The following is a 20,719-nucleotide window of genomic DNA, read 5'->3' on the forward strand; positions in this document are numbered from 1 at the left end:
CCCGTGGCTGCCTGCCCCGCCCGCCGAGTCCTGGTTGTCGAGGACGATCCGACGGTCGCCGAGGTCGTCACGGGATACCTCGCCCGCGCCGGCTACGAAGTCGAGCACGTCCATGACGGCCTCGAAGCCCTGGAGGCGTTCGCGGCCCTGCGACCGCAGCTGGTCGTTCTTGACCTGATGCTGCCCGGCCTGGACGGCCTGGAAGTGTGCCGCAGGCTTCGTGCGTACCAGGGACCTCCGGTACCGGTGGTGGTGCTGACAGCGCGCGGTGCGGAGGCGGACCGTGTCCTGGGGCTGGAGCTGGGCGCGGACGACTACATGACCAAGCCGTTCAGCCCTCGAGAACTGGTGCTGCGCGTGACCTCGGTACTGCGCCGTGCCGAGGCCCCGCCGCCCTCTGCCGCCTCGGCCGTACTGCGGGCGGGTGACATCGTCGCCAGCCCGGATGCACGGCGAGCGCGACGTGGTGGACGCGAGCTGCCTCTGACGGTTCGCGAGTTCGACCTGCTGGCCTTTCTGCTGCGCAATCCGGGGCGCGTCTTCTCCCGCGAGGAACTGCTGCGGCATGTATGGGGATGGGAGTTCGGTGACGTGTCGACCGTGACCGTGCATGTCCGACGTCTGCGCGAGAAGATCGAGGACGATCCAGCCGTGCCGAAGTTCATCAGCACCGTGTGGAGCGCCGGATACCGCTTCGACCCGCCCGAGGGCGAGGCCGGCCGCAAGGAGCTCCAGCCGTGATCGATATGTTGATCATCGTCGCCCTGGCCGCTCTGGGTGCTCTGTTCGCCGGGCTGCTCGCGGCCCCCGTCGTCACCTGGCTGCGGGGCCGCTCCGTCGTCCTGTCGATGTTCGCGGTCGCCGCGCTCGCCGTCGTCGCGATGGCGGCCGGCACAGTCGCGGTGGCGCTGGAGATGTTCCTGTCGGCCCACGACTTCCATGTAGTCCTCATCGTGGCCGCCGTCTCGGGGATGTTCTCCCTGGGAGCCGCACTGCTCTTCGGGCGCCGGATCGCCGCGGGCAGCCGCGAACTGGCGCTGGCTGTGACCACCGTCGGCGGCGAGCCCGGCTTCCTGGCCCCGGCAGACCCGCCCACCAGCGAACTCGCGGCACTCGCTGCCGCCCTGGAAACGGCCGGAACGCGGCTGCGCGCCGCGCAGGACCGCGAGAGGTCGCTGGACACCTCACGAAGGGAACTGATCGCCTGGATCTCACACGACCTGCGCACCCCGCTCGCCGGGCTACGGGCGATGGCGGAAGCGCTGGAGGACGGTGTGGCCCCCGATCCCGGCCGCTTCCACTCACGCATCCGTATCGAGGCCGACCGACTCTCCGGCATGGTCGACGACCTCTTCGAGCTCTCCCGTATCCAGGCACGCTCCCTGGAACTGGTTCTGACACGGGTGTCGATCTACGATCTGGTGGACGACGCCCTCGCCTCAGCCAGGCCGCTGGCCGACGAACGCAGGGTCCGCCTGGTGGACGGCGGAGTCGCGGCGCTCCCGGTCCGGGCCGACACCCAGGCGATCACCCGGGTACTCGGCAACCTCCTGGTCAACGCCATCCGGGCGACACCGGCCGACGGAACCGTCGCGGTGAGCGCACACCTGAAGGACGACAAGGTGGTACTCGGCGTCGAGGACGGCTGCGGCGGTATCGCGGAGCAGGACCTGCCGCACGTCTTCGACACAGGCTGGCGCGGCGGCCAGGCCCGTACACCGCCCAGCCGGACGGTCAAGGACCCCGGGACAGCCTCCGGGCACACGGCCGGCTGCACGACGACTGCCACTGTCGTGGGGCAGAGGCACGGGGACAGCGGGGCGGGTCTCGGACTCGCCATCGTCCGCGGCATCGTGGAAGCCCATACCGGCCACGCCTCGGTCCGTAACACCGCGGTGGGCTGCCGCTTCGAGGTCACCCTCCCCACAGACGGGGCAGGCCTGTCCGTGCCCGGAGCAGGTACGGCCCGGTAGTTCCCGAGTGCGGCCCCGGCCTGCCGCACGGCCTTCACGCCAAGGCCGCACAGCGGGCGGAGAGCAATCCGAAGGCGGGAGCGAACGGATGGGCCGGACCGGTGGCTTCCGCAGCCGGTCAGAAGTTGTCGGCGTCGGCCCAGCTGGAGACGATCACACGCTCTGCGCGCGATCCGCTCGTGTGAACCCGGTCGACCCCTTCCTGCTCCCGCCCCGCAACCGGTCCACCCCGGCAATGCGGGCCTCCGCGCCCAGTGCCTCCTGCACGATCCTCTGCCGTCGCGTGCAACCCCCGGGCCGATAACGGGAGTAGGAGTGGGTGGAGAGGCGCCCTCCGGTCCATTGACCCCACTTCCCGTAGGAGCAACGTGTCCAGCAGCATCAAGAAGCTCGCGGTCGCCGTCGGCGCGGCCACCATCGTGGTCAGTACACCGATATCCGGTGCCTGGGCGGCTGACGAGGCGCCCGGTGACGCGTCCGGCAAGGGGCAGCAGACGCAGTCAGCCGTGCGGGGGGAGCAGCACCCGATTCGGCACGCGCGGGACGGGGAACAGGAAACCGTGGCCCGTACCGTGGGCTCCGGAGTCATCGACGGCAAGGAGTGGTCGATGACGCTGCGGTTCTATCCGGAGGTTCCGGAGGACTTCCCCTCCGTCGACCGGACCTCCCGCTTCGGTGACTCCCGGCCCGGGGATCCCTCATTGCTCTGTCAGCGGGTGTTCATCGGCGGGGTCCAGGTCGATCACCAGGCGGGGCCGTGGGCGGGTTGCGCCGTCGTGGACGGTCGGGACGACTTCGTCGAAGGTGCCGGGCTGCACGGTCTGACCGGCAAGGGTACGTCCGGGACTCGGATCTTCGTCGGCAACCCTGCCTCGGGTACGGCCACGGCCGGGTTGACGCTCGACGGTGGTGCGGTCCGTACCGCCGAGGTGGTGACGCTGCCGGGCACCTCGTATCGCGCGTTCGCCCTGCCCATCGCCGACGGGGAGACCATCGCGTCCGTCGACACCTTCGACGGACAGGGCAACCGGCTGACCCACGAGACGTACTGGGACTGACCCGCCGGTCCCCGGTCCCCGGGAGCCGCCCGCATCCGGGGACCGGACCCTACCTCCTTCCCGCCCACACACCCGCAGGGACAGACTCTTCGTGCACATCGGACCGGCCCTCGATGCCGAAGGTGATTTCACGGCGTTCGCCTCGGCCTACTGGAGCCGCCTGGTCAGGACCGCCTACATGCTGACCGGCGATTTCCATGAGGCGGAAGATCTGGTGCAAACCACGCTGATCAAGGTGTACGCGCGGTGGGACCGGGTGCGGCGGGAGGACGCCGACGCCTATGTACGGCGCGCGCTGGTGAACAACAACCGCAGCCGCCACCGCCGCAGGCGGGTCGCCCACCTGCTCACCCCTTTGCTTCCGGACCGTCCGCAGCGGTCCGGCGAGGCCGAACGTCTGGAGGAGCGTGACGTGCTGATGGAGGCCCTGGCCGAACTGCCCGAACGGCAACGTGCTGTGGTCGTCCTCCGCTACTGGGAGGACCTCGGGGCGGACGAGGTGGCACGGACGCTCGGCTGCACGCCCGGCACGGTCAAGAGCCAGGCTTCTCGCGCTCTCGCCAAGCTGCGGGCACACCCCGCGCTGGCAGCGCACGACCGCGCGGATCTCGGAGGTGCCGCATGACCGCCCACCGCACACCCGGCGGGCAACCAGATGCCTCGAGCACCTCGGGCGCTTCCGTGCCGGGCCGGCACGGCCCCCTGCACGCCGCCGATTCCGCACCGGATGTGCGGGACGCGCTGGCCCGGGCGGCCGGGCGGAAGGTGCCCGGACCAGCACCTGTGCAGGCCATCCTGGACGGTGCCCGTGCCCGGAGATCGCGCCGCACCAACCTGACCGCGGCGGCCGGGGTGCTGGTGGCCGCGGTCACGGCAGCCGTCGTCCTGCCGCTGCTGACCGGCCCGCCGCAGGACGACGGCCCGCGCCCCGCTGCCTCGTCCCCCTCCAACTCACCGGTTCCCGACGCGTCGGAAGCCGGGGAACGCAGCCGGGTGGTCCGCTCCGGCAGCATCGACGGGAAGGAGTGGTCGGTGGCGCTGACGTTCTATCCGGATGTGCCGGACGACTTTCCCTCCGCTGACACTGACGCTGACGTCGGCGACAAGGACGACCGGGACGCCGACGGAGGCCCCGGCGGCGGTTCCCGGCCGGAGGGCCTCTCGCTGCTCTGCCAGCGGGTCTTCATCGGCGGTGTCCAGGTCGACCACCAGGCGGGCCGTTGGGCGGGCTGCTCCGTCGTGCACGGCGAGACCGACTCCGTAGAGGCCGCCGGGCTGCGCAGCCTGTCCGACAAGGGGGCGTCCGGGACTCGGATCTTCGTCGGCAACCCTGCCCCGGGTACGGCCACGGCCCGGCTCACCCTGGACAGCGGTACGGTCCGCACGGCACAGGTGGTGACGCTGCCGGGGACCTCGTACCGTGCGTTCGCCCTGCCCATCGCCGACGGGGAGACCATCGCGTCCGTCGACACCTTCGACGGGCAGGGCAACCGGCTGACCCACGAGACGTACTGGGACTGACTCCGTTGCTGAGAATCAGGGCGCTCCGCCACCGCTCGAACCGCTGTACGTCGCCTCGGGAGTCCGGAGGGTGACAGAACGCCGCAGGCAGCCGTACAGGGCCGGGAAGGATCATGTGCGCCTGGCGGGTGCCCGGCTGGGACGCCGCGGGCGGGGTGGTCGGGGCAGCCGCAGACGGCTCCGGACCCGCGGTCGGCACCCCCGTCGTCACCGTGGGGGCCGACGGGGCCTGGGCCGAACTGCGCACCGTGGACACCGAAGTGATCGGTACCGTGCCCGAGGGAGCCGATCTCGGCCCGATCAGCACGCTGCCGGTCGCAGCGGGCACGGCCCTGCGCGCTCTGCACCGCATCGGGCCGATCCCGGGACGGCGCGTCCTGGTTACCGGCGCGGGCGGCGGAGTGGGCCGCTTCACCCTGCAGCTCGCGGCCCGAGGCGGCGTCCATGTCACCGCGGTGACCAGCGACCCGGCGCAGGCGGACGCACTGCGAGCACTCGGCGCCCACGAGATCGTCACCGACCTGGCCGCACTCCAGCACCTCGAACAGGTCCACGGAGTGGTCGAACTGGTCGGCGGCGCCCACATGGTCGCCGCGCACGGCGCCCTGGCCGAGAACGGCGTGCTGGCTTCCGCAGGTCACGTATCCGGCGACGGCGAGCAGTTCCCCACGGAACCCTTTTCGACAACGGCCGTGGCCACAACCGCCAGATTGCCACCTACCTCCTGCTGGACGATGCCGTAGGCCCTGGCGCCGACCTCACCTGGCTCGCTGCGCTCACCGCCCGCGGCGAGCTGGATCCGCACGTTCTGAGTGAGGCGGCCTCGAATCCCATGTCCAGTGGCGGTTGACGCGGGTGCGGTCACCCGCTGGGGTGACTCGCGTCCGTTCCACCGGGCATGTGTCACGGCATCGGTGATGGCCGAGTCAAGGGTGGGGAGCGCCGCAGGCGGGCGGCAGGTCCCCGAGTGGCACCCGCTCCACCGTGGGCCTGTGGTTATCCCCCGGAGGAAAACTGAAGGTGGCAGGCTGCCCGGGACCAGCCGCCCATCGGCAGCCTTGGTCCATGCCTGTATTTCACAGATCACATCGATCACATCGGTTACTGCTGCTCCTGCTGGCGCTGACGCTCGGGGCCGGTACGCTGACGGTCGCCGCCCGGCCGGCGCACGCGAGCGCGATGACCACCACCGATCCGGTGCGCGAACTGGCGCGTGTCGCGGAGCCGCTGCGCTCCACGGAGGCCGGCGCCCCCTCCAGCGATCTGCGCCCGCTCGGCAGCATGATCGGCTCGGCGAAGATCGTCGGCCTGGGTGAGGCTACGCACAGCTCTCGGCAGTTCTTCACGATGAAGCACCGCGTCTTCCGGTACCTCGTCGAGGAGCAAGGCTTCACCACCTTCGCGCTGGAGGCGCCCTGGTCCACCGGTCTGGTCCTCAACGAGTACGTGTTGTACGGGAAGGGCGACCCGGAGAAGCTGATGCGGGAGGAGTTCCAGAGCTCGTACCGGATATGGAACACCCGCGAGTATCTCAACCTGCTGAGGTGGATGCGCGCCCACAACGTTCGCCACCCCGACCGCCCGGTGCAGTTCATGGGTGAGGACAACGGCTACGCGGGACCTGAGCTCTTCGACGCGGTCACGGACTATGTGTCCGCGCACCACCCCGAGCTGCTGCCGGAGTTCCGCCGTCTCTACCGCGAGCTCCGGCCGACAGGGAGCGTGGAGGAGACCGTCAACGAGAACATGGCCAGGCCCGTCGCCGAGCGCGAGCGGACGGCCGCGGATGTGCGGCGCGCCTACGAGCTGCTGCAGGCGCAGGGGCCGGACGGGGACCGGCAGGCGTACGAGTGGATCCTCCAGCACGCCAGGGCCATCTCCCAGACCGGCACCCTCTACGCGTACTACGACTTCTCCGACCCGGAGAAGATCGCTCGGGCCATGCTCTACCGCGACCAGATCATGGCGGAGAACACCGTGTGGTGGCAGCGGCACACCGGACACCGGATGCTGTTGTCGGCCCACAACGGCCATGTCTCCTACGAGTCCGACAACCCTGAGCAGTATCCGAAGACGCAGGGGGAGTTCATACGCGAGGCGGTCGGGGCCGAGTACGTGAACATCGGTTACACCTTCGGGCAGGGCTCGTTCAACGCGATGGATCTGACGGATCCGGAGCAGCCCTATCGTCGCTTCTCCGTGAAACCGCTGGGCGCGGGCAGCAGTGAGGAGGTGCTGGAGCGAGTCTCGCGCCGGGACTACTACGTCGATCTGAGGGCCGTGCCCGAGCCGGCGCGAGACTGGCTGATGGCGAAGCGGCTGACCCGCTCCATCGGCAACGCCTGGCCGGAGGACCCCTATCAAACCTCGCTCGGGCGCCAGTTCGACCTGCTGATACACCTCCACCGCGTCACCGCCGCGGATCTCCTGCCAACGACCCGGGAATGAAAGCCCCGGGCTCGCACAAGCCGTCCAGGACGAACTCACGGACGAGGAGCGGGCGTTGCCGGCCCGCAGTGCCGCCCTGCTGGAGCGGCTCGCCGCACGCTAGGGCCGTATCAACCGACTCGTGTTGTTCGGGTCGGCCCTGCGCCCCAACTGGCAGGCACACGCGCGGTTTTCGCCTGGTTCGGCAGGTGTGATCCGGCCGCGGCGGGCAACTGGATTGAGGGGTAAGGAGCACAAGAAGCAGATCGACGACTCTTCAGGAGATATCATGTCGAGCTACAGCAGAACGGGCGCACGGAACACGAGCAAGGCGAACGGGCTGGCCATCGCGGGACTGGTCTGCGGGATCGTCGGCCTCCTGTTCCTGCCGATCATCCTCGGTCCCTTGGCCATCGTCTTCGGCGCCGTGTCGCTGCGTCAGACCGGCTCCGCCATGGCGAAGTGGGCCATCGGCCTCGGCGTGGTCGACATCCTGCTCATGATTCTGATGTTCGTGCTCGCCGCCAACAACGGTGGCAGCTTCACCTGGCACTTCGGCTGACCAGGCCCGGCCGGCCCCGGTGCGTGGGCGCCCCGCCGCAGGCGCACGAGAGCCCAGGCACCGTACCCGCACGAGGTTTCGCCTTGGTGAAGCAGCCCGTCGCCGGCCGCCACCGGATGGCCGTGCAGGTCGGCACCTCGGGCCCGGCTCTCTTCGTGCAGGGGCGGCGCATCGTCGCCGTGGAGTGCCGCCCAGGAGGCGGTGCTGCGGTTGTCCGTGCGCCGGGCGCTGCGGGCCCGGGAAGCGACGCCTGACCCACCGGCCAGGTGATGCCTGGCCGGCCCGTCTGAACCGGGCCAGGGCCCGCGGTCGCGTACAGCTCGGGCTGCTGGTGGCGCAGCATGCCGTGCAAGCGGGTGAGGATGACGGCCGGGCCGTCACCTGTGACGAGTGGGTGCGCGGCGCGGTGCGCAGTTGGTCCATCAGTACCGCGGCGTCGAGACCCTGGTCGGTGACGTTCCCGATGACGGCGAGGAGGCCGCCGTCGGGATGGCTGAGGCGTCGTCCCCGTCGGCACCGATGCTCAAGCCCGCGGGCGGGTGGCGGGCGGACAGGAGCAGCCCCGGTGTGGCGGGCAGGACGGTGAGCTGCGCGCGTCGCCGGGTCCGGGTGGTGCGGCCGGTACGCGGCCCGGCTGTGACCGTCCGGGTTCCGGAACATCACGATGTCGCAGTGGGTGCCGTCGAGCCCGGTGCGCTGGTCGGCGACTGGGTTCCGGCTCCCCGGTCGGAGAGACAGGACCCAGTACCCCGGCCTCCGCCCTGCCCTCCGGCTCCCTTACCGAGTTCCACGAAGAACGCGGCGGCGGCGTCCCTGCCCCCGACGACGATGCCGACGGCGTCCATACGCACAATCGCCGTGCTGGTTTCTCCCGCCTCGTGCGGCCGGTGGCGGCCGCTGATGTCCCCGGGGACAGAGCCGGTGGCCGGTTCGCGACGTCGCAGCGTGCGCCGGGGCGTCGCGCCTCCCCGGTTTCAGCGGCTGATGCGGGCGGTTACTGACCGGACGTTATACGAGCGATGCCTGGGTACTCGTTTCGTCCTGCCGGGGCCGACGGGCCGGCCGGCCGGTTCCGGTGATGGCGAATCCTGTAGAGAGGAGTTCCAGATGAGCACGGTGAAGGAAGCGGTGGAGGTCGAGGTTCCTGTGCACACCGCGTACAACCAGTGGACCCAGTTCGAGGAGTTCCCGCAGTTCATGGAGGGGGTCGAGGAGGTCAGGCAGCTCGACGAGCGCCACAACCACTGGACGACCAAGATCAGTGGGGTGAAGCGCGAGTTCGACACCGAGATCGTCGACCAGCTCCCCGACGAGCGCATCACGTGGCGCACCACCACGGGTGACTCCAGGCAGAAGGGCACGGTCCGCTTCCAGCGCCTGGACGACACGCACACTCGGGTCGAGCTGGTCATGGATGTCGATCCCACCGGCGCCGCCGAGAAGGCCGGCGACATGCTGGGAGTCATCGACCGGCGGGTGAAGGGCGACATGCGGCGTTTCAAGGAGTACATCGAGGGGCGCGGCGGGGAGGCCGGAGCCTGGCGTGGGCGCATCAGGCCGGGTGAGTGACTCCCGTACCCGTGGTGCACCGCACCTCGGTGGGGACCCGGGTGACGCCGCCCGGCGGGCATGCAGTCCGGTCCGGCCCACGGCGGAAGCGGCGACATCCGACCTCGGGTGTCGCCGCTTCCGTCACGGTGCCGGGCGGGACGCGCACGTGAAAGGACGAACGCGCCCGTGCACCGGGAGACGACGCGGGCGCCCGCGTCGTGAGCGTCCCGCAGCGCGGCGAGGAGATCCCCCGGCAGGGAAACGTCGGCATCGGCCCAGCCGGGCACGATCACTGTGTCGGCATGCCGCAGCTGGTCGAGGCCGTGATCGGGGGCGAGGCGGAAATGGCCCAGCCGGACGGGGCGCGGCGCGCACACCACCAGGTCGTACCAGGGGACGGTGACGGCGGCGGGGGCGGAACCGAACACCTGGTGGGCCACTGCCAGGTCGATGTGGAGCATGCCGTCCGTGACGGCCGGCGCCACGGAAGCCATGTCCGGAACTGTACGGGACACGTCATTCCGGACACTCACGGCTCGGTGCCCGGAGTCGCCAGAATGGGTGGACGACACCATTTTCAAAGGTGTCTGCGGGGGATCGCTGATCGACTCGAAGCGGGTGCTCACAGCTGCCCACCGCGTGGACCCGGCGCTCGTGATCCCGGACGGCACGGTCCGGATCGGCAGTGAGTGGAAGAAGTCCGGAGGCGCGGTCCGGTCCGTGGAGAAGCCGGTGTCCCACCCGGACTACAGGAACGGCGAGGACACCGGGCCCAACCGCCCGGCCCCAACCGCAATGATGTCGCTCTGATCCGCCTGAACCGCCCGGTTGCCGAGAAGCCCATCCGCATCGCGGACAAGCCGGGGCGGCCCGGCACCCCGACCCGGATCCTGGGCTTCGGCACCGTCGACGACACTCCCGACCGAAGCACGTGGGTCTTCCCCGACCGTCTTCAGGAACTCGACACGTTCAGGGGTGCGGTCTCCGAGTGCGCGCCGGGCTACGCGGACGACACCCGCCTGTGCACGATCAGCCAGGTGCCCAGAGCCATGGCTTGCAACGGCGACTCGGGCAGTCCCCAGCTCCGGCTGGACCGGAAGGGACGCTGGGACCTCATCGGCGTCACTTCTGGCCCCGGCGCCCCAGGCGTGCGATGCAGCGAGGGCCCGGGGCTCTACACCAGCGCACCCGCCTACGCGGGCTGGATCCACAGGGCGATGAGCCGCAACGGGTGATCGGGACTCCGAGAACGGAGCCCGTGTCGCTAAACGGAGCCCATGTCGCTGGACGCGCCGCACCGTACGTGTCGGCCCCGCGGTGGCTCGGCGGGCACCCGTAGCGTGGAGACCGGTCGGCGGTCCGAACCCCGCCCCCTCCGGCGAGGGTGGAACGGCCGGGCATGCGGCGGCAGCGGGATCGCGACGCCGAACGACGGGGGAGGGGTGCCTGCGCTCCATGCTGCTCCGGACAGACCGGCTGTGCGCGCCGGCGGGGTGGCTCGCGGCGCGATCGTGTGTGTCCGGCCGCTCGGTGCCACCGCCATGCCCCGGCCGTGACGGAGTCGGCTTGGGACCGCGTGGCAGGCCGTTAACCTGTCGGTATGTCAGAGCGTGTCATGCCCGGTCGCACGGACGGCCTGATCGCCCTGGTTGCCGCGGACGCTCTGTGGGTCGATCAGACGGCCGACAGTGACGTACCGACGGCTTCTGGGGCATTCACCTGCTTCCCTGCTCACGCCCGGCTGGAGTACGTCCTGCTCGGCAGCCATGTGGTGCCGACGGTGAGGGCGGGCGACGGTCAGCGGATGGTTCCGGAGGCTGAGGTGCGCCGGGCGGCCGCGGAACTCAACGCGGTGGGGATGGACCGGCGGGACCTGATCCGCGTCGGTCCGTTTCGTGGTGCGCCGAGGCAGGAGTGCGACGGGCAAGCGCCGCTGCGTTGGCGCCAGCGCATCACAGGGGAACTGCAGGACCTGGGCGGTCCGGAGCGGGCAGCACGACGTGAAGTCGTCCGGCCGTACCCCCTGGCGGGGATCGACTGGCGACAGATACTCGTGGAGCGGGCCCGCGACGGGACGCAGCGCACGTGGTGGCTGCCGCGCGCTGTGGTCAGGGTGCTGGACGCGGCCGAGCACGCCGAAAAGCGGTGGGTGCGAACCGTGCGGACCCGCCAGGCAAGCGCAGCCGTCACCGAGCCGCCCTCCCACCCCCGGCAGCTACGAGACGCCGGCGGCCGGCAAACGACGAGTCCCGGGGGACCGGGACCCACCACCTCACCGCGCCCGTACAACAAAGAGCTGGAAGGCCAGCTGTACTCGGTGCTCAGCAGGAAGCCCGGTACCTCCCGCAAGGTGGCAGAGTGGGCGTGCGCCGTGTGCCGTACTGCGCCCGCCACCGTGCTCGACCACTGCCACGAACACGGCTACATCCGCGCCCCCGTCTGCCAGTCCTGCAACACACAGGAACGCCCCGACCACCTGTACAGCAACGACATCCGCGTGGCGAACCGCTACACACGCCTCTTCCACACCGACACCGACGACTGGCTCCGTCACTGGCATCGCTGCCCCGGCTGCCGTGCACGCACCACCCTGCCCCTGCCGCACCTCGCGGCATGGACCGCCTACATAGCCTGCCGATCGCTGCGTCCGACCCACCGCGCCCCGCGGGGGCGCAAGCCCTGCGGTCTCCTGCGCGTGTCCTGGTCGGGTAGCCAGAACGCGCCCCGTTCCTGCCTGCTCACTGTCGCCGTCGACTTCTGCCCCTCCGGCGAGCACCGTGTCCTGGCGCGAGTCCCCTACCGCGAAGCCACCGAACGGTTTCGTACCTGGTTGGCCGAGACGGCCCCTGCCGTGGCCGCCGCGGCCGGTCCTGACCGCCTGGACGGCCTCCCTGCCCAGTTCCGCCCAGTCGTCGCGGACACCAGCGGCGGGGACCTGGAACTGTTTTGAGCGGGCATCGGGAGACCTCCTCCCACCGTCACCTGGCAGCTGCTCGCTCCCGGCGCGGCCACCTGGCACGCCCCAGCGAAAGGCGCGGCAGAGTCGAGGTCGCCCGCTCCGGACGAAGTCCCATCGTCACGATGCGTCGACGGATCACCGGCGGTGACAGCAGCGCTCCGCCAGCCAGGGCGGTGGTTGGGGAGCGTCTTCGCTCTCCGACAGCCTCAGGACCAGGCCGCGGCGACACAGAACGCGTTGCCCTCCGGGTCGGCCATCGCGGAACGGGAGCCGGTGGGGACCGCCGGGACACGGCAGCCTCGGTCAGGCCGTCGGTGTACAGCACCAAGGTGTCCCTGGGAGCCAGCACGGTCGTGGCGGCGGAGAAGGTGGCGGTGGGCAGGACTCGTGGAAATCGTCCACCACGCGCTCGGCACGGCCGACGACCCCACCGACCACTCCGTCGTCGCCCGCACTCCCGCCGCATGGTCCTGTCCACCATCGAGGGCACCCTCGACTGGAAACGGGGGCCCGCCCCAGCATCGCGCTCCTCCGCCTGGCCGGCGGCCAGTGGCGTCCCGGCCGAAAGGCCCCAGCCTCGCCATCACCACCAACCACGACGCTCCCGACACCCCCGTCGCCGGTCAACTCCAGCCCACCTGACCGGGCACCGCGCTACTTCGGTGAGTGACCTGAGTCAGAGATTCGTCGCCAGTCGGGCACGAGTCGTCCGGGCCGGCACCGCCACCCTCTTCGCCGCCCTGGAGGTCGCCACCGGCAAGGTCATCGGCTTCCTGCGCCGCCGCCACCGGGCAGCGGAGTTCAAGAAGTTCCTCACGAAGCTGAACAAGGAAATCCCGGCTGAGCTACGGGTCCACCTGATCCTGGACAACCACGCGACCCACAAGACACCCGACCTCAAGAAATGGCTGCCGGCCCACCCACGGTTCCACCTGCACTTCACGCCTACCAGCGCATCCTGGCTGAACCTGGTCGAGCGGTGTTCGCCGAGATGACCCAGAAGAAGCTCAAGCGCGGCGTCCACCGCTCCGTCCAGGCACTCGAACGCGATTTCCGGGCCTGGCTCACTGACTGGAACGAGCGCCCCAGACCGTTCGTCTGGACGAAGACAGCCGACGACGTCCTCGACATAGTCGTTTCCTACTGCCGACGAATCTCTGACTCGGGTCATCAGGAGCGCAGGAACCCGTCGGGGCAGGGTGACCACATGGGTCCCCTGCCCCGACGGAGCTCGGTCGGCCGGGCGGCGGGTTACCGGCGTCCCGCCGAGGCCGGTGACGTGTGCGGCGCTCCCCGGCTCAGCCGAAGTTCACGTCACTGCACCACATGTAGGCCTGGTCGAGGTGCGAGGCCTGCCAGATCACGAACAGGATGTGGTGTCCGGTGTAGCCGGAGGTCTGGACGGGGAACGTGATGTCCTGGGCCGGGGCGAAGCGGCCGGTCTGCGTGATGAAGTCGAGGTTGCCCCAGCCCAGGGTCTGGGTCTTGGGGTTGAAGCCCTGCTTGCTCACGTAGACCTTGAAGTAGTCGGCACCGTGGGACGCCTGGTCGTGCAGGTGGACCGAGAAGTTGTTGCCGACGGTGGTGGTCTTCCACTGCCCGGGCTTGTTCAGGCTGGCGTTCCTCGAGAGGTTGTTGCTGCAGAGCGTCCCATCGGGGGTCCGCGCCTGGAACTGGCCACCGAGGCCGTCGCGGAGCGCGCTCATCCAGTTCCACATGGTGTCGGGGTTGGCCTGGAAGGCCTGCCAACACATGGGGTCCTCGGTCTGCATGGCCGGGTTCGTGTGGTTGCTGCCCCACGTCTTCCAGCACTGGTACGCACGGGAGGCAGGGCCGACGATGGTGCCGTGAGCTTGGGCGGGGGCCGACCAGGTCAGTGCGCCGACAACCACGGCGAACAGCATGACGAGTGCCTGGAGAGGTCGGCGGAGGGACGACCGCGAACGCCCGGTTAACGAACTCTGTTTGCGCATGTGGGGGGAACTCCTTCCAGTTTCAAGGCTGTAATGGGAGCGCTCCCAACGGTAGGTCGTCTGAGTGAAATGTCAATGAGGCAAACGGAGTTGATTGCAGAGGCGGGCGGCGAGCAGGGAATCTGCCGAGAGTCTGGAGTCAGAACCGTGCCCGGGACCGGAAGCGAGGATGCGGCCTGGACCGGTGTGCGGGGCGATGCCGGCGAGGAGCGTTCGCAGCATGGCAACGGGACCTGGTTCTGGCGTGAGGGCTGCCCAGTTCCGCAATACGCGAGATCCCCGGTCCCGATGGTGCGCCTCCGTACACCCGAGTCGGCCTCGCCGGGCACGTTGCCTGGTAGGAGCCGTGGCTGTACGGCGCATCGGGCGGGGCGCGGCCGAGGGCACGCAGCGGGAACGTGCGTACTCCTCGGATCCGAAGCGACGGCACTGGAGCAGGGATGCCGTAACGAGGGAAGCCGCCGGCAACGCAGATCAGCCTCGGCGCGCTCCAGCTCACCTGGGCCACCGCCGCGGCCCAAGACGTTCGCGGACCAGGTGCCGGAACACTTCCCGGTGGACCGTCGGCCAGGCCATGGAGAAGAGTCCTGGATGATCACGCCCGGGTCCGTTCCACGTTTGCTGACACGGCTGCTTTGGACAGGGCTGGCTGCCCCGCGGTGAGCGGGCGGCATGGGCTGAGGCTCGGCTGTCGCCAGTTCCCCATTGATGGTGGTCCCCCGCCGATGATGATGGTCCCCTCGCCGAGCCCTCCACCCTCACCCACGTAGCGGCCACCAGCGCGACGATCCGTCGGTAGTCCACCGCGAGCACCTCCACGGTAGCCGCCTCGTGCCAGTGCGGTACGACAGCCCCGCGTCAAGCCCTGCCACGGCGACACCGGGGCATGGCCTGACCAAAGAAGCCCAACCATCGCATCCGGAGGGACATCGGCTTGCCATGACGCCGCGTCAGTGCGCGGTCTTGCGGATCTGGACCAGCAGGGGAGACTGCCTTCACGGCCGGGTCCGCCCGGCCCTCGGCAGCACCACGCCGCCAGGTCGGTCCACCGTCACTCCACCGAGATGAGGTCTCGTGAACCGAAACCGAGCCGCCGTCAGCGCGATCGCCGTGACCCTGTTCACCGCCGGCCTCGCCGTCGGCCCGGCATCCGCCGCCACCGCCACCGAGGCGAAGGCCCGCATCGGAGCCGACTGGGCAACTCAGTCGATCGTCTTCACCGCGGTTGCAGGGCAGACGAACAACCTCAACATATTCTCCATGTACACCAGCGACGGGATCCGGCGGATCGGCTTCAGTGACGTGGTCCCGCTCGAACCGGGCGACCACTGTGCGTACTCCAGAGCCGAGGACACCACCTCCGTCGTCTGCGAACTGCCCGCCGACAGCCCCCGGCCCGACAGGATCGACGTCTTCCTCGGCGACGGCGACGACACGATCGCCGCCTTCACCCCCGGGATCGGCACCGTCAACGGCGGCCTCGGCGATGACGAACTGCACGCCCACACCGCGCGCACGGTGCTGGGCGGCGCGGGGAACGACATGGTCATGGGGCCCGCCGCCCTGCACGGCGGCGACGGCATGGACCATCTGATGGGTGACAGCAGTAACCAGCAGATGTGGGGTGGCCGGGGCGACGACATGATCGAGGGATACGGCGGTGACGACACCGTGCACGCCGGCCCCGGCGACGACCACGCCATGGGCGGGGACGGCCGCGACATCGTCCTCGGCGGCCCCGGCAACGACACACTGGACGGTGAAGGCGGCGACGACCTCGTCTGCGGTGGCACCGGCGAGGACGCCCTCGAAGGCGGGCCCGGCCGCGACATCGTCCTCCCGTGAGCGCGGCTCCATGCCGCGGCCAGAGCACTGGTAGCCGCTGGCGTACGGCTGGGGGCCAGGCCCGTCGCCCGCGCTTCGCTTCGCCGTGTGGGTGGGCTGACCGGATCACGGTCGCCATGTCGCAGCAGATGTTACAGGTGCGGAGCTCCCGCCATGATCACAGCACATGACCTGACGATCGTCTCTCTCGAGGTTCGCTCCGACTACCCCGTCGAGCGAGGCGACCTCTCGCTGGCCCTGGCCGGGGCCGAGCTGGCCGACTTGCTCGATGCCGGGGCGGTGTCCCTCGAAGGCCGCCTGCTCCGGCCGATTGCTCCGCCCGGAAGCGGTGACCGACTTCTGGACGCTGCCGCGTCCCTCGTCAGGCGGGAACCGGCCGAGTCGGTGGAGGACTGGTTGTGGCGACGGGGGCGCGGTCTCGCAGCGGAGTACCTCGCCACCGCGGGGGCGAGCGACAGTGGCCGCAGGCGCTCTCGATGGTCCGTACGGCCCACCGCCGACCGGCCGGATCCGGTCGATCCGGTGGCCCGCCGGCGGGCCATCGATCGCTGGGCCACCGGCGATCCCGTGCTGGTGGGCCTCGCGGGGGCAGTGGGAATCCGGCACGCGTCGGCGGATCAGGTCGTGGATCCCGAGGATGACGGGACAGCGGCCGCTCTCGCCGCCGTCAATGACGCCGTGGTGGAGTTGGCAGGCGTCCGGCAGCGTCGCAGCATCGAACAAGCGGCCTTCGACAACATCTGGCGTGGGATGTGACGGTCGGCGAGGACGTGGCTGTCCCTCCGAGGTGCCGTCCGCTCGTGGTCCGTACCCCGGCCCGCCCACGGCGGTGGAACCGGATGCGTGCGCGTCGCACCGGGCTCACCGGCCCGCTCCGTCCTGCTTGCTCGCAGCAGGCCCGAGGAGGTGCTGTCCGACGTTGACGCCGTAGTCGGCGGCGATGTCCGCGAGACCGGAGGCGTACCCTTGCCCGACCGCTCGGAACGTCCGCTCCGCGCCGTGCCGGTACGGCTCGCCGAAGACCATCGCGGTTTCTCGGTCCAGGCGCCCTCGAAGAGGTCGTAGCGGGCGAGTTCCTGGTCGTTAGCCTGGTTGACGACGCGGAGGAAGGCGTCGCGGACCTGGCCGAAGCTCTGGCCGCGGCGAGGAGGGCCGGGACGTGCCCGGGTCGGCGGAGTCGCTCGACCACAGAACTGTGCCGACCGATCCTGCGGGCCCCCGGGGTGCGACGCCGCGGTTCGCGCTCTCGCCTCCTCGTCGGCAGGATGGGGGCATGACCGAGATCCGCACCCCCCGTCTTGTCCTACGTCGTTGGCTGGACGACGACCTCGCCCCCTTGTCCGAGATCCAGGCCGATCCGGTGGTGATGCGGGGCATCGGCGACGGCCGCCCGCGGTCCCCGGAGCAGACCGCTGAGGACATCGAGGCGTGGGAGGAGGGATGGGACGAGGAAGGCTTCGGGATGTTCGCGGTCGAGCTCCTGGGATCCGGCGAACTGGCCGGTGCCGTCGGACTGTCCGTCGCCGACGCTCCGACGGAGGTCGCCGGTCAGGTGGCGGTCGGTTGGCGGCTCGGGCGGGTCTTCTGGGGACAGGGATACGCCTCCGAAGCAGCGCACGCCGCACTGGAGTTCGCCCTGCAGGACCGCGGCCTCGACCGTGTGGTCGCCGTCTTCCGGACGGGCGACAGCGCCTCCGCGAACGTGGTCGACAAACTCGGCATGGAGGCGCAAGGCGTCACACAGCACCCGGTCCACGGCTACGACCTGGCGGTGTACGGCATCGACCTGACGCAATACCAGGAGTAGCGGCCGGCCCGACCGGTCCGAGTTTTGGGAGCAGGGCAGGAGGCCCGTGAGGTTTCCGTGGGGCGTTGAGCATGGACAGGTCATGGATGACGCCCTGGTGGCGCACGGCGGTGGCGGGTGCGCCGGATCCGGAAGGCCGTGAGCCGGCCGGCCCGGGCCCCGCCTCCTTGCCGCGCCCGATGCCGTGACACGCGGACAGCGTGGATCACCGTGGAGGCGCCGTACCCGCGGTAGCCCCTTCGGGACCGCCGCCGCGGAGGCGCTTCTGTTTTCGGACGGCTCCCTCGACGCCTGCCGACGAGATCCCGCGCGGGGTGAGCCGCGTCTCAACCGCATCCGGCGGCTTGTATATGCAACAAATTGCATAGCAGGATCGGAGCATGGCGCTCGAACACGCGATCCTCGTCTCGCTGCTGGAGAAGCCGGGCTCGGGTTACGAACTCGCGCGCCGGTTCGAACGGTCCATCGGCTACTTCTGGACCGCGACGCACCAGCAGATCTACCGCGTCCTGCGACGCATGGAGGGCGACGGCCTCCTGGCCGTCCGCGAAGTGCCGCAGCAGGGCCGGCCGGACAAGAAGGAGTACACCGTCGCGTCGTCCGGCCGCAGGGCACTCTCCGCGTGGCTGCACGAGCCGGTCGAACCGGAGAGTATCCGGCACGAGCTCGCCGTGAAGGTCCGGGGCGCGGCCTTCGACGACCCGGCGGCGCTGATCTCCGAGGTCGAGCGCCACCGAAACGCACACGACGACCGGCTCAGGCGCTACCTCACCGGGGAGTGGCGGGACTTCGCCGGCCCCGAAGCGCCCCGGCCCCTGGACGTCGGCCAGGAACTCCAGCACGTCGTCCTGCGCGGCGGCATCGCTTTCGAGCGAATGACGATCGCCTGGCTCGACGATGTCCTCGACACCCTGCACAGGCTCCGCGCGACACGGTCCGGCACCTGACACACGGTGAGTGCCCCGTACCGGCCCTGCCGGCCGGCACTCGCCCCCCTGTACCCCTACACCCTCGCGCCCCCGCATCCGTGCGCCCCGCGGCCCGGCTCCCCGCGCCCTTCTCTGTCCTGCCCTCGTGACCGACCCCGTCAGACCCGATCCCCGGAAGGCGTACCTCATGGCCGACCAGCTCCTGTTCAATCCGCGCACGTACGACCCGGCGCACTTCGACCCGGAGACACGCAGGCTGCTGCGCGCCACGGTCGACTGGTTCGAGGCGCGCGGCAAGCGCAGACTGATCGAGGACTACCGTTCGCGGGCCTGGCTGGAGGACTTCCTCGCCTTCGCCGCAAAGGAAGGCCTGTTCGCCACCTTCCTGACCCCGGCGGCAGAGGGTGATCGGCCGGACCAGCGCTGGGACACCGCCCGAATCGCCGCCCTCAATGAGATCTTGGGGTTCTACGGACTCGACTACTGGTACGCGTGGCAGGTGACCATCCTCGGGCTCGGCCCGGTCTGGCAGAGCGGTAACGCAGGTGCCCGGGCACGGGCGAGCGAACTCCTCTCCCAGGGCGAGGTGTTCGCCTTCGGCCTCTCAGAGAAGAGCCACGGTGCCGACATCTACTCCACGGACATGCTGCTGGAACCCGACGGAGAGGGCGGCTTCCGGGCGACCGGCTCCAAGTACTACATCGGCAACGGCAACGCCGCCGGGCTCGTTTCCGTGTTCGGCCGGCGTACCGACATCGAGGGCCCGGACGGCTACGTCTTCTTCGCCGCCGACAGCCGCCACCCCGCGTACCGCCTGGTCAAGAACGTCGTCGACTCCTCCAAGTACGTCAGCGAGTTCCGGCTCGAGGACTACCCGGTCGGCCCCGACGACGTCCTGCACACCGGACGGAACGCCTTCGACGCCGCCCTGAACACCGTCAACGTCGGCAAGTTCAATCTGTGTACGGCTTCGATCGGCATCTGCGAGCACGCCCTGTACGAGGCCGTCACCCACGCCCACACCCGCATCCTGTACGGTCGGCCCGTCACCGCGTTCCCGCACGTGCGGCGCGAACTGGTCGACGCCTACGTACGTCTCGTCGGTATGAAGCTGTTCAGCGACCGAGCCGTCGACTACTTCCGTTCCGCCGGCCCGGACGACCGCCGCTACCTGTTGTTCAACCCGATGACCAAGATGAAGGTCACCACCGAGGGCGAGAAGGTCATCGACCTGATGTGGGACGTCATCGCGGCGAAGGGCTTCGAGAAGGACAACTACTTCGCCCAGGCCGCGATCGAGATCCGGAGCCTGCCGAAGCTCGAGGGCACGGTGCACGTCAATCTCGCGCTGATCCTGAAGTTCATGCGCAACCACCTGCTCGACCCGGTCGACCATCCGCGGGTGCCGACCCGTCTCGACGCGGCCGACGACGCGTTCCTCTTCCAGCAGGGCCCGGCCCGAGGACTCGGCTCCATCCGGTTCCACGACTGGCGTGCCGCCTTCGACGCCTGTGCCGGGGTGCCCAACGTGGCCCGGTTCCGCGAGCAGGCCGATGCTCTGTGCGTCTTCGTCACCACCGCGGCTCCCGACGAGCGGCAGAGCCGTGACCTGGACCTCCTGCTCGCCGTCGGCCAGTTGTTCGCCCTCGTGGTGCACGGACAGTTGATCCTCGAGCAGGCCGCGCTGACCGAACTCGACGAGGATGTGCTCGACGAGCTGTTCTCCGTACTCGTCCGCGACTTCTCGGGACACGCCGTCGATCTCCAAGGCAAGGACTCCGCCACGGAACGGCAGCAGAGCTGGGCTCTCGACGCCATCCGCCGCCCCGTCGTCGACGAAGCTCGCTCGAGTCGCGTCTGGGAGCGTGTCGAGGCGCTGTCCGGCGCCTACGAGATGGCCCCGTAGCCGATACCGTGACAGGCGAGGTGGTGAGGTCGGCGCAGGCGGCCGGCGCCGCCACCTGCGCCTGGACCGGTACGCCCGTCCCGAAGGCCCGGGGTGTACGGGGTGCCCAGTCGAGTGCGCGGCCCGAAGGCCGGACACGAGGGCACAGTGCTCAAGAGAGGCGTCCACCGCTCCGTCCAGACCCTCGAACGTGACATCCGCGGCTGGC

The 20,719-nt window shown here is 70.1% G+C and carries 19 protein-coding genes and 4 pseudogenes; 19 read left to right on the forward strand and 4 right to left on the reverse strand.

Annotated elements, in window-relative coordinates; all coding sequences use genetic code 11:
* The first annotated feature begins 3 nt into the window (after positions 1-3).
* The 10 genes and pseudogenes from ACP4IX_RS10945 to ACP4IX_RS10990 all read left to right on the forward strand — a co-directional run bounded on the left by ACP4IX_RS10945 (position 4) and on the right by ACP4IX_RS10990 (position 9,110).
* Entirely contained in the window at positions 4-741 is a 738-nt protein-coding gene (locus ACP4IX_RS10945; protein WP_426555385.1) for a response regulator transcription factor, read from the forward strand.
* Positions 738-1,973: a sensor histidine kinase gene (locus tag ACP4IX_RS10950; RefSeq protein WP_426523443.1), complete on the forward strand. Its 1,236-nt coding sequence runs from the start codon at positions 738-740 to the stop codon at positions 1,971-1,973. The genes ACP4IX_RS10945 and ACP4IX_RS10950 overlap by 4 nt, the downstream gene beginning before the upstream one ends.
* Positions 1,974-2,341: 368 nt before the next feature.
* Positions 2,342-3,031, forward strand: a complete 690-nt coding sequence (locus ACP4IX_RS10955) for a hypothetical protein (protein WP_426555386.1) — start codon at positions 2,342-2,344, stop codon at positions 3,029-3,031.
* Between the two features lie 91 nt (positions 3,032-3,122).
* Positions 3,123-3,656 (forward strand): SigE family RNA polymerase sigma factor, encoded by a 534-nt coding sequence (locus ACP4IX_RS10960; protein WP_426523441.1) that lies wholly within the window; start codon positions 3,123-3,125, stop codon positions 3,654-3,656.
* On the forward strand, positions 3,653-4,552 hold the full coding sequence (locus ACP4IX_RS10965; protein WP_426523440.1) for a hypothetical protein: 900 nt from the start codon (positions 3,653-3,655) through the stop codon (positions 4,550-4,552). The genes ACP4IX_RS10960 and ACP4IX_RS10965 overlap by 4 nt, the downstream gene beginning before the upstream one ends.
* A 113-nt stretch (positions 4,553-4,665) precedes the next feature.
* A complete protein-coding gene (locus ACP4IX_RS10970; protein WP_426555387.1) occupies positions 4,666-5,295 on the forward strand; it encodes a zinc-binding dehydrogenase in 630 nt (209 codons plus the stop codon).
* Between the two features lie 322 nt (positions 5,296-5,617).
* A complete protein-coding gene (locus tag ACP4IX_RS10975; protein ID WP_426523438.1) occupies positions 5,618-7,000 on the forward strand; it encodes an erythromycin esterase family protein in 1,383 nt (460 codons plus the stop codon).
* Between the two features lie 10 nt (positions 7,001-7,010).
* Positions 7,011-7,103 (forward strand): annotated as a pseudogene (locus ACP4IX_RS10980) (MarR family transcriptional regulator); the annotation flags it as partial.
* A gap of 165 nt (positions 7,104-7,268) precedes the next feature.
* Complete coding sequence (locus ACP4IX_RS10985) at positions 7,269-7,541, forward strand: DUF4190 domain-containing protein (protein WP_426555388.1); 273 nt, start codon at positions 7,269-7,271, stop codon at positions 7,539-7,541.
* Positions 7,542-8,648: 1,107 nt separating this feature from the next.
* Positions 8,649-9,110 (forward strand): SRPBCC family protein, encoded by a 462-nt coding sequence (locus ACP4IX_RS10990; protein WP_426523436.1) that lies wholly within the window; start codon positions 8,649-8,651, stop codon positions 9,108-9,110.
* Positions 9,111-9,253: 143 nt separating this feature from the next.
* On the opposite strand, the pseudogene ACP4IX_RS10995 reads toward ACP4IX_RS10990, so the two are convergent.
* Positions 9,254-9,586 (reverse strand): annotated as a pseudogene (locus ACP4IX_RS10995) (AraC family transcriptional regulator); the annotation flags it as partial.
* A 67-nt stretch (positions 9,587-9,653) separates the two neighbouring features.
* Here ACP4IX_RS10995 and ACP4IX_RS11000 point away from each other — a divergent pair.
* The 3 genes from ACP4IX_RS11000 to ACP4IX_RS11010 all read left to right on the forward strand — a co-directional run bounded on the left by ACP4IX_RS11000 (position 9,654) and on the right by ACP4IX_RS11010 (position 12,042).
* A complete protein-coding gene (locus tag ACP4IX_RS11000; protein WP_426555389.1) occupies positions 9,654-9,902 on the forward strand; it encodes a trypsin-like serine protease in 249 nt (82 codons plus the stop codon).
* A 38-nt stretch (positions 9,903-9,940) separates the two neighbouring features.
* Positions 9,941-10,327 carry a trypsin-like serine protease gene (locus ACP4IX_RS11005; RefSeq protein WP_426555402.1) on the forward strand — a complete coding sequence of 129 codons (387 nt, stop codon included), beginning with the start codon at positions 9,941-9,943 and terminating at the stop codon, positions 10,325-10,327.
* 365 nt (positions 10,328-10,692) lie between these two features.
* Positions 10,693-12,042 (forward strand): endonuclease domain-containing protein, encoded by a 1,350-nt coding sequence (locus tag ACP4IX_RS11010; protein WP_426555390.1) that lies wholly within the window; start codon positions 10,693-10,695, stop codon positions 12,040-12,042.
* A 28-nt stretch (positions 12,043-12,070) separates the two neighbouring features.
* On the opposite strand, the gene ACP4IX_RS11015 is transcribed toward ACP4IX_RS11010, so the two are convergent.
* Entirely contained in the window at positions 12,071-12,532 is a 462-nt protein-coding gene (locus ACP4IX_RS11015; RefSeq protein ID WP_426555391.1) for a SpoIIE family protein phosphatase, read from the reverse strand.
* Between the two features lie 226 nt (positions 12,533-12,758).
* Between ACP4IX_RS11015 and ACP4IX_RS11020 the strand changes: the two are divergent.
* Positions 12,759-13,222, forward strand: a pseudogene (locus ACP4IX_RS11020) (IS630 family transposase); the annotation flags it as partial.
* A gap of 127 nt (positions 13,223-13,349) precedes the next feature.
* On the opposite strand, the gene ACP4IX_RS11025 reads toward ACP4IX_RS11020, so the two are convergent.
* Positions 13,350-13,955 carry a lytic polysaccharide monooxygenase auxiliary activity family 9 protein gene (locus tag ACP4IX_RS11025; RefSeq protein ID WP_426523433.1) on the reverse strand — a complete coding sequence of 202 codons (606 nt, stop codon included), beginning with the start codon at positions 13,953-13,955 and terminating at the stop codon, positions 13,350-13,352.
* Between the two features lie 1,143 nt (positions 13,956-15,098).
* Here ACP4IX_RS11025 and ACP4IX_RS11030 point away from each other — a divergent pair.
* Together ACP4IX_RS11030 and ACP4IX_RS11035 are read left to right on the forward strand one after the other, a co-directional pair.
* Positions 15,099-15,869 (forward strand): calcium-binding protein, encoded by a 771-nt coding sequence (locus ACP4IX_RS11030; RefSeq protein ID WP_426555392.1) that lies wholly within the window; start codon positions 15,099-15,101, stop codon positions 15,867-15,869.
* A 153-nt stretch (positions 15,870-16,022) separates the two neighbouring features.
* Positions 16,023-16,625 carry a GPP34 family phosphoprotein gene (locus tag ACP4IX_RS11035; protein WP_426555393.1) on the forward strand — a complete coding sequence of 201 codons (603 nt, stop codon included), beginning with the start codon at positions 16,023-16,025 and terminating at the stop codon, positions 16,623-16,625.
* A gap of 105 nt (positions 16,626-16,730) precedes the next feature.
* On the opposite strand, the pseudogene ACP4IX_RS11040 reads toward ACP4IX_RS11035, so the two are convergent.
* Positions 16,731-17,011, reverse strand: a pseudogene (locus ACP4IX_RS11040) (TerD family protein); the annotation flags it as partial.
* 131 nt (positions 17,012-17,142) lie between these two features.
* On the opposite strand from ACP4IX_RS11040, the gene ACP4IX_RS11045 reads away from it, so the two are divergent.
* The 3 genes from ACP4IX_RS11045 to ACP4IX_RS11055 all read left to right on the forward strand — a co-directional run bounded on the left by ACP4IX_RS11045 (position 17,143) and on the right by ACP4IX_RS11055 (position 20,511).
* Positions 17,143-17,676, forward strand: coding sequence for a GNAT family N-acetyltransferase (locus tag ACP4IX_RS11045; protein WP_426523430.1), 534 nt, complete (start codon positions 17,143-17,145; stop codon positions 17,674-17,676).
* Between the two features lie 380 nt (positions 17,677-18,056).
* Entirely contained in the window at positions 18,057-18,623 is a 567-nt protein-coding gene (locus ACP4IX_RS11050; protein WP_426523429.1) for a PadR family transcriptional regulator, read from the forward strand.
* Positions 18,624-18,792: 169 nt separating this feature from the next.
* Entirely contained in the window at positions 18,793-20,511 is a 1,719-nt protein-coding gene (locus tag ACP4IX_RS11055; protein ID WP_426555394.1) for an acyl-CoA dehydrogenase family protein, read from the forward strand.
* Positions 20,512-20,719: the final 208 nt, after the last annotated feature.

Source organism: Streptomyces sp. WG5 (assembly GCF_049974565.1).
In the GTDB taxonomy this organism is placed as follows: Bacteria; Actinomycetota; Actinomycetes; order Streptomycetales; family Streptomycetaceae; genus Streptomyces.

Excerpts from the sequence above, each read along its gene's own strand:
- ACP4IX_RS10985 (WP_426555388.1), top strand. The coding sequence starts at position 7,269 with ATGTCGAGCTACAGCAGAACGGGCGCACGGAACACGAGCAAGGCGAAC.
- ACP4IX_RS11015 (WP_426555391.1), bottom strand. The coding sequence starts at position 12,532 with ATGGTGGACAGGACCATGCGGCGGGAGTGCGGGCGACGACGGAGTGGT.
- ACP4IX_RS10975 (WP_426523438.1), top strand. The coding sequence starts at position 5,618 with ATGCCTGTATTTCACAGATCACATCGATCACATCGGTTACTGCTGCTC.
- ACP4IX_RS11025 (WP_426523433.1), bottom strand. The coding sequence starts at position 13,955 with ATGCTGTTCGCCGTGGTTGTCGGCGCACTGACCTGGTCGGCCCCCGCC.
- ACP4IX_RS11045 (WP_426523430.1), top strand. The coding sequence starts at position 17,143 with ATGACCGAGATCCGCACCCCCCGTCTTGTCCTACGTCGTTGGCTGGAC.
- ACP4IX_RS10965 (WP_426523440.1), top strand. The coding sequence starts at position 3,653 with ATGACCGCCCACCGCACACCCGGCGGGCAACCAGATGCCTCGAGCACC.
- ACP4IX_RS10990 (WP_426523436.1), top strand. The coding sequence starts at position 8,649 with ATGAGCACGGTGAAGGAAGCGGTGGAGGTCGAGGTTCCTGTGCACACC.
- ACP4IX_RS11050 (WP_426523429.1), top strand. The coding sequence starts at position 18,057 with ATGGCGCTCGAACACGCGATCCTCGTCTCGCTGCTGGAGAAGCCGGGC.
- ACP4IX_RS11010 (WP_426555390.1), top strand. The coding sequence starts at position 10,693 with ATGTCAGAGCGTGTCATGCCCGGTCGCACGGACGGCCTGATCGCCCTG.
- ACP4IX_RS11055 (WP_426555394.1), top strand. The coding sequence starts at position 18,793 with ATGGCCGACCAGCTCCTGTTCAATCCGCGCACGTACGACCCGGCGCAC.
- ACP4IX_RS10970 (WP_426555387.1), top strand. The coding sequence starts at position 4,666 with ATGTGCGCCTGGCGGGTGCCCGGCTGGGACGCCGCGGGCGGGGTGGTC.
- ACP4IX_RS11035 (WP_426555393.1), top strand. The coding sequence starts at position 16,023 with ATGATCACAGCACATGACCTGACGATCGTCTCTCTCGAGGTTCGCTCC.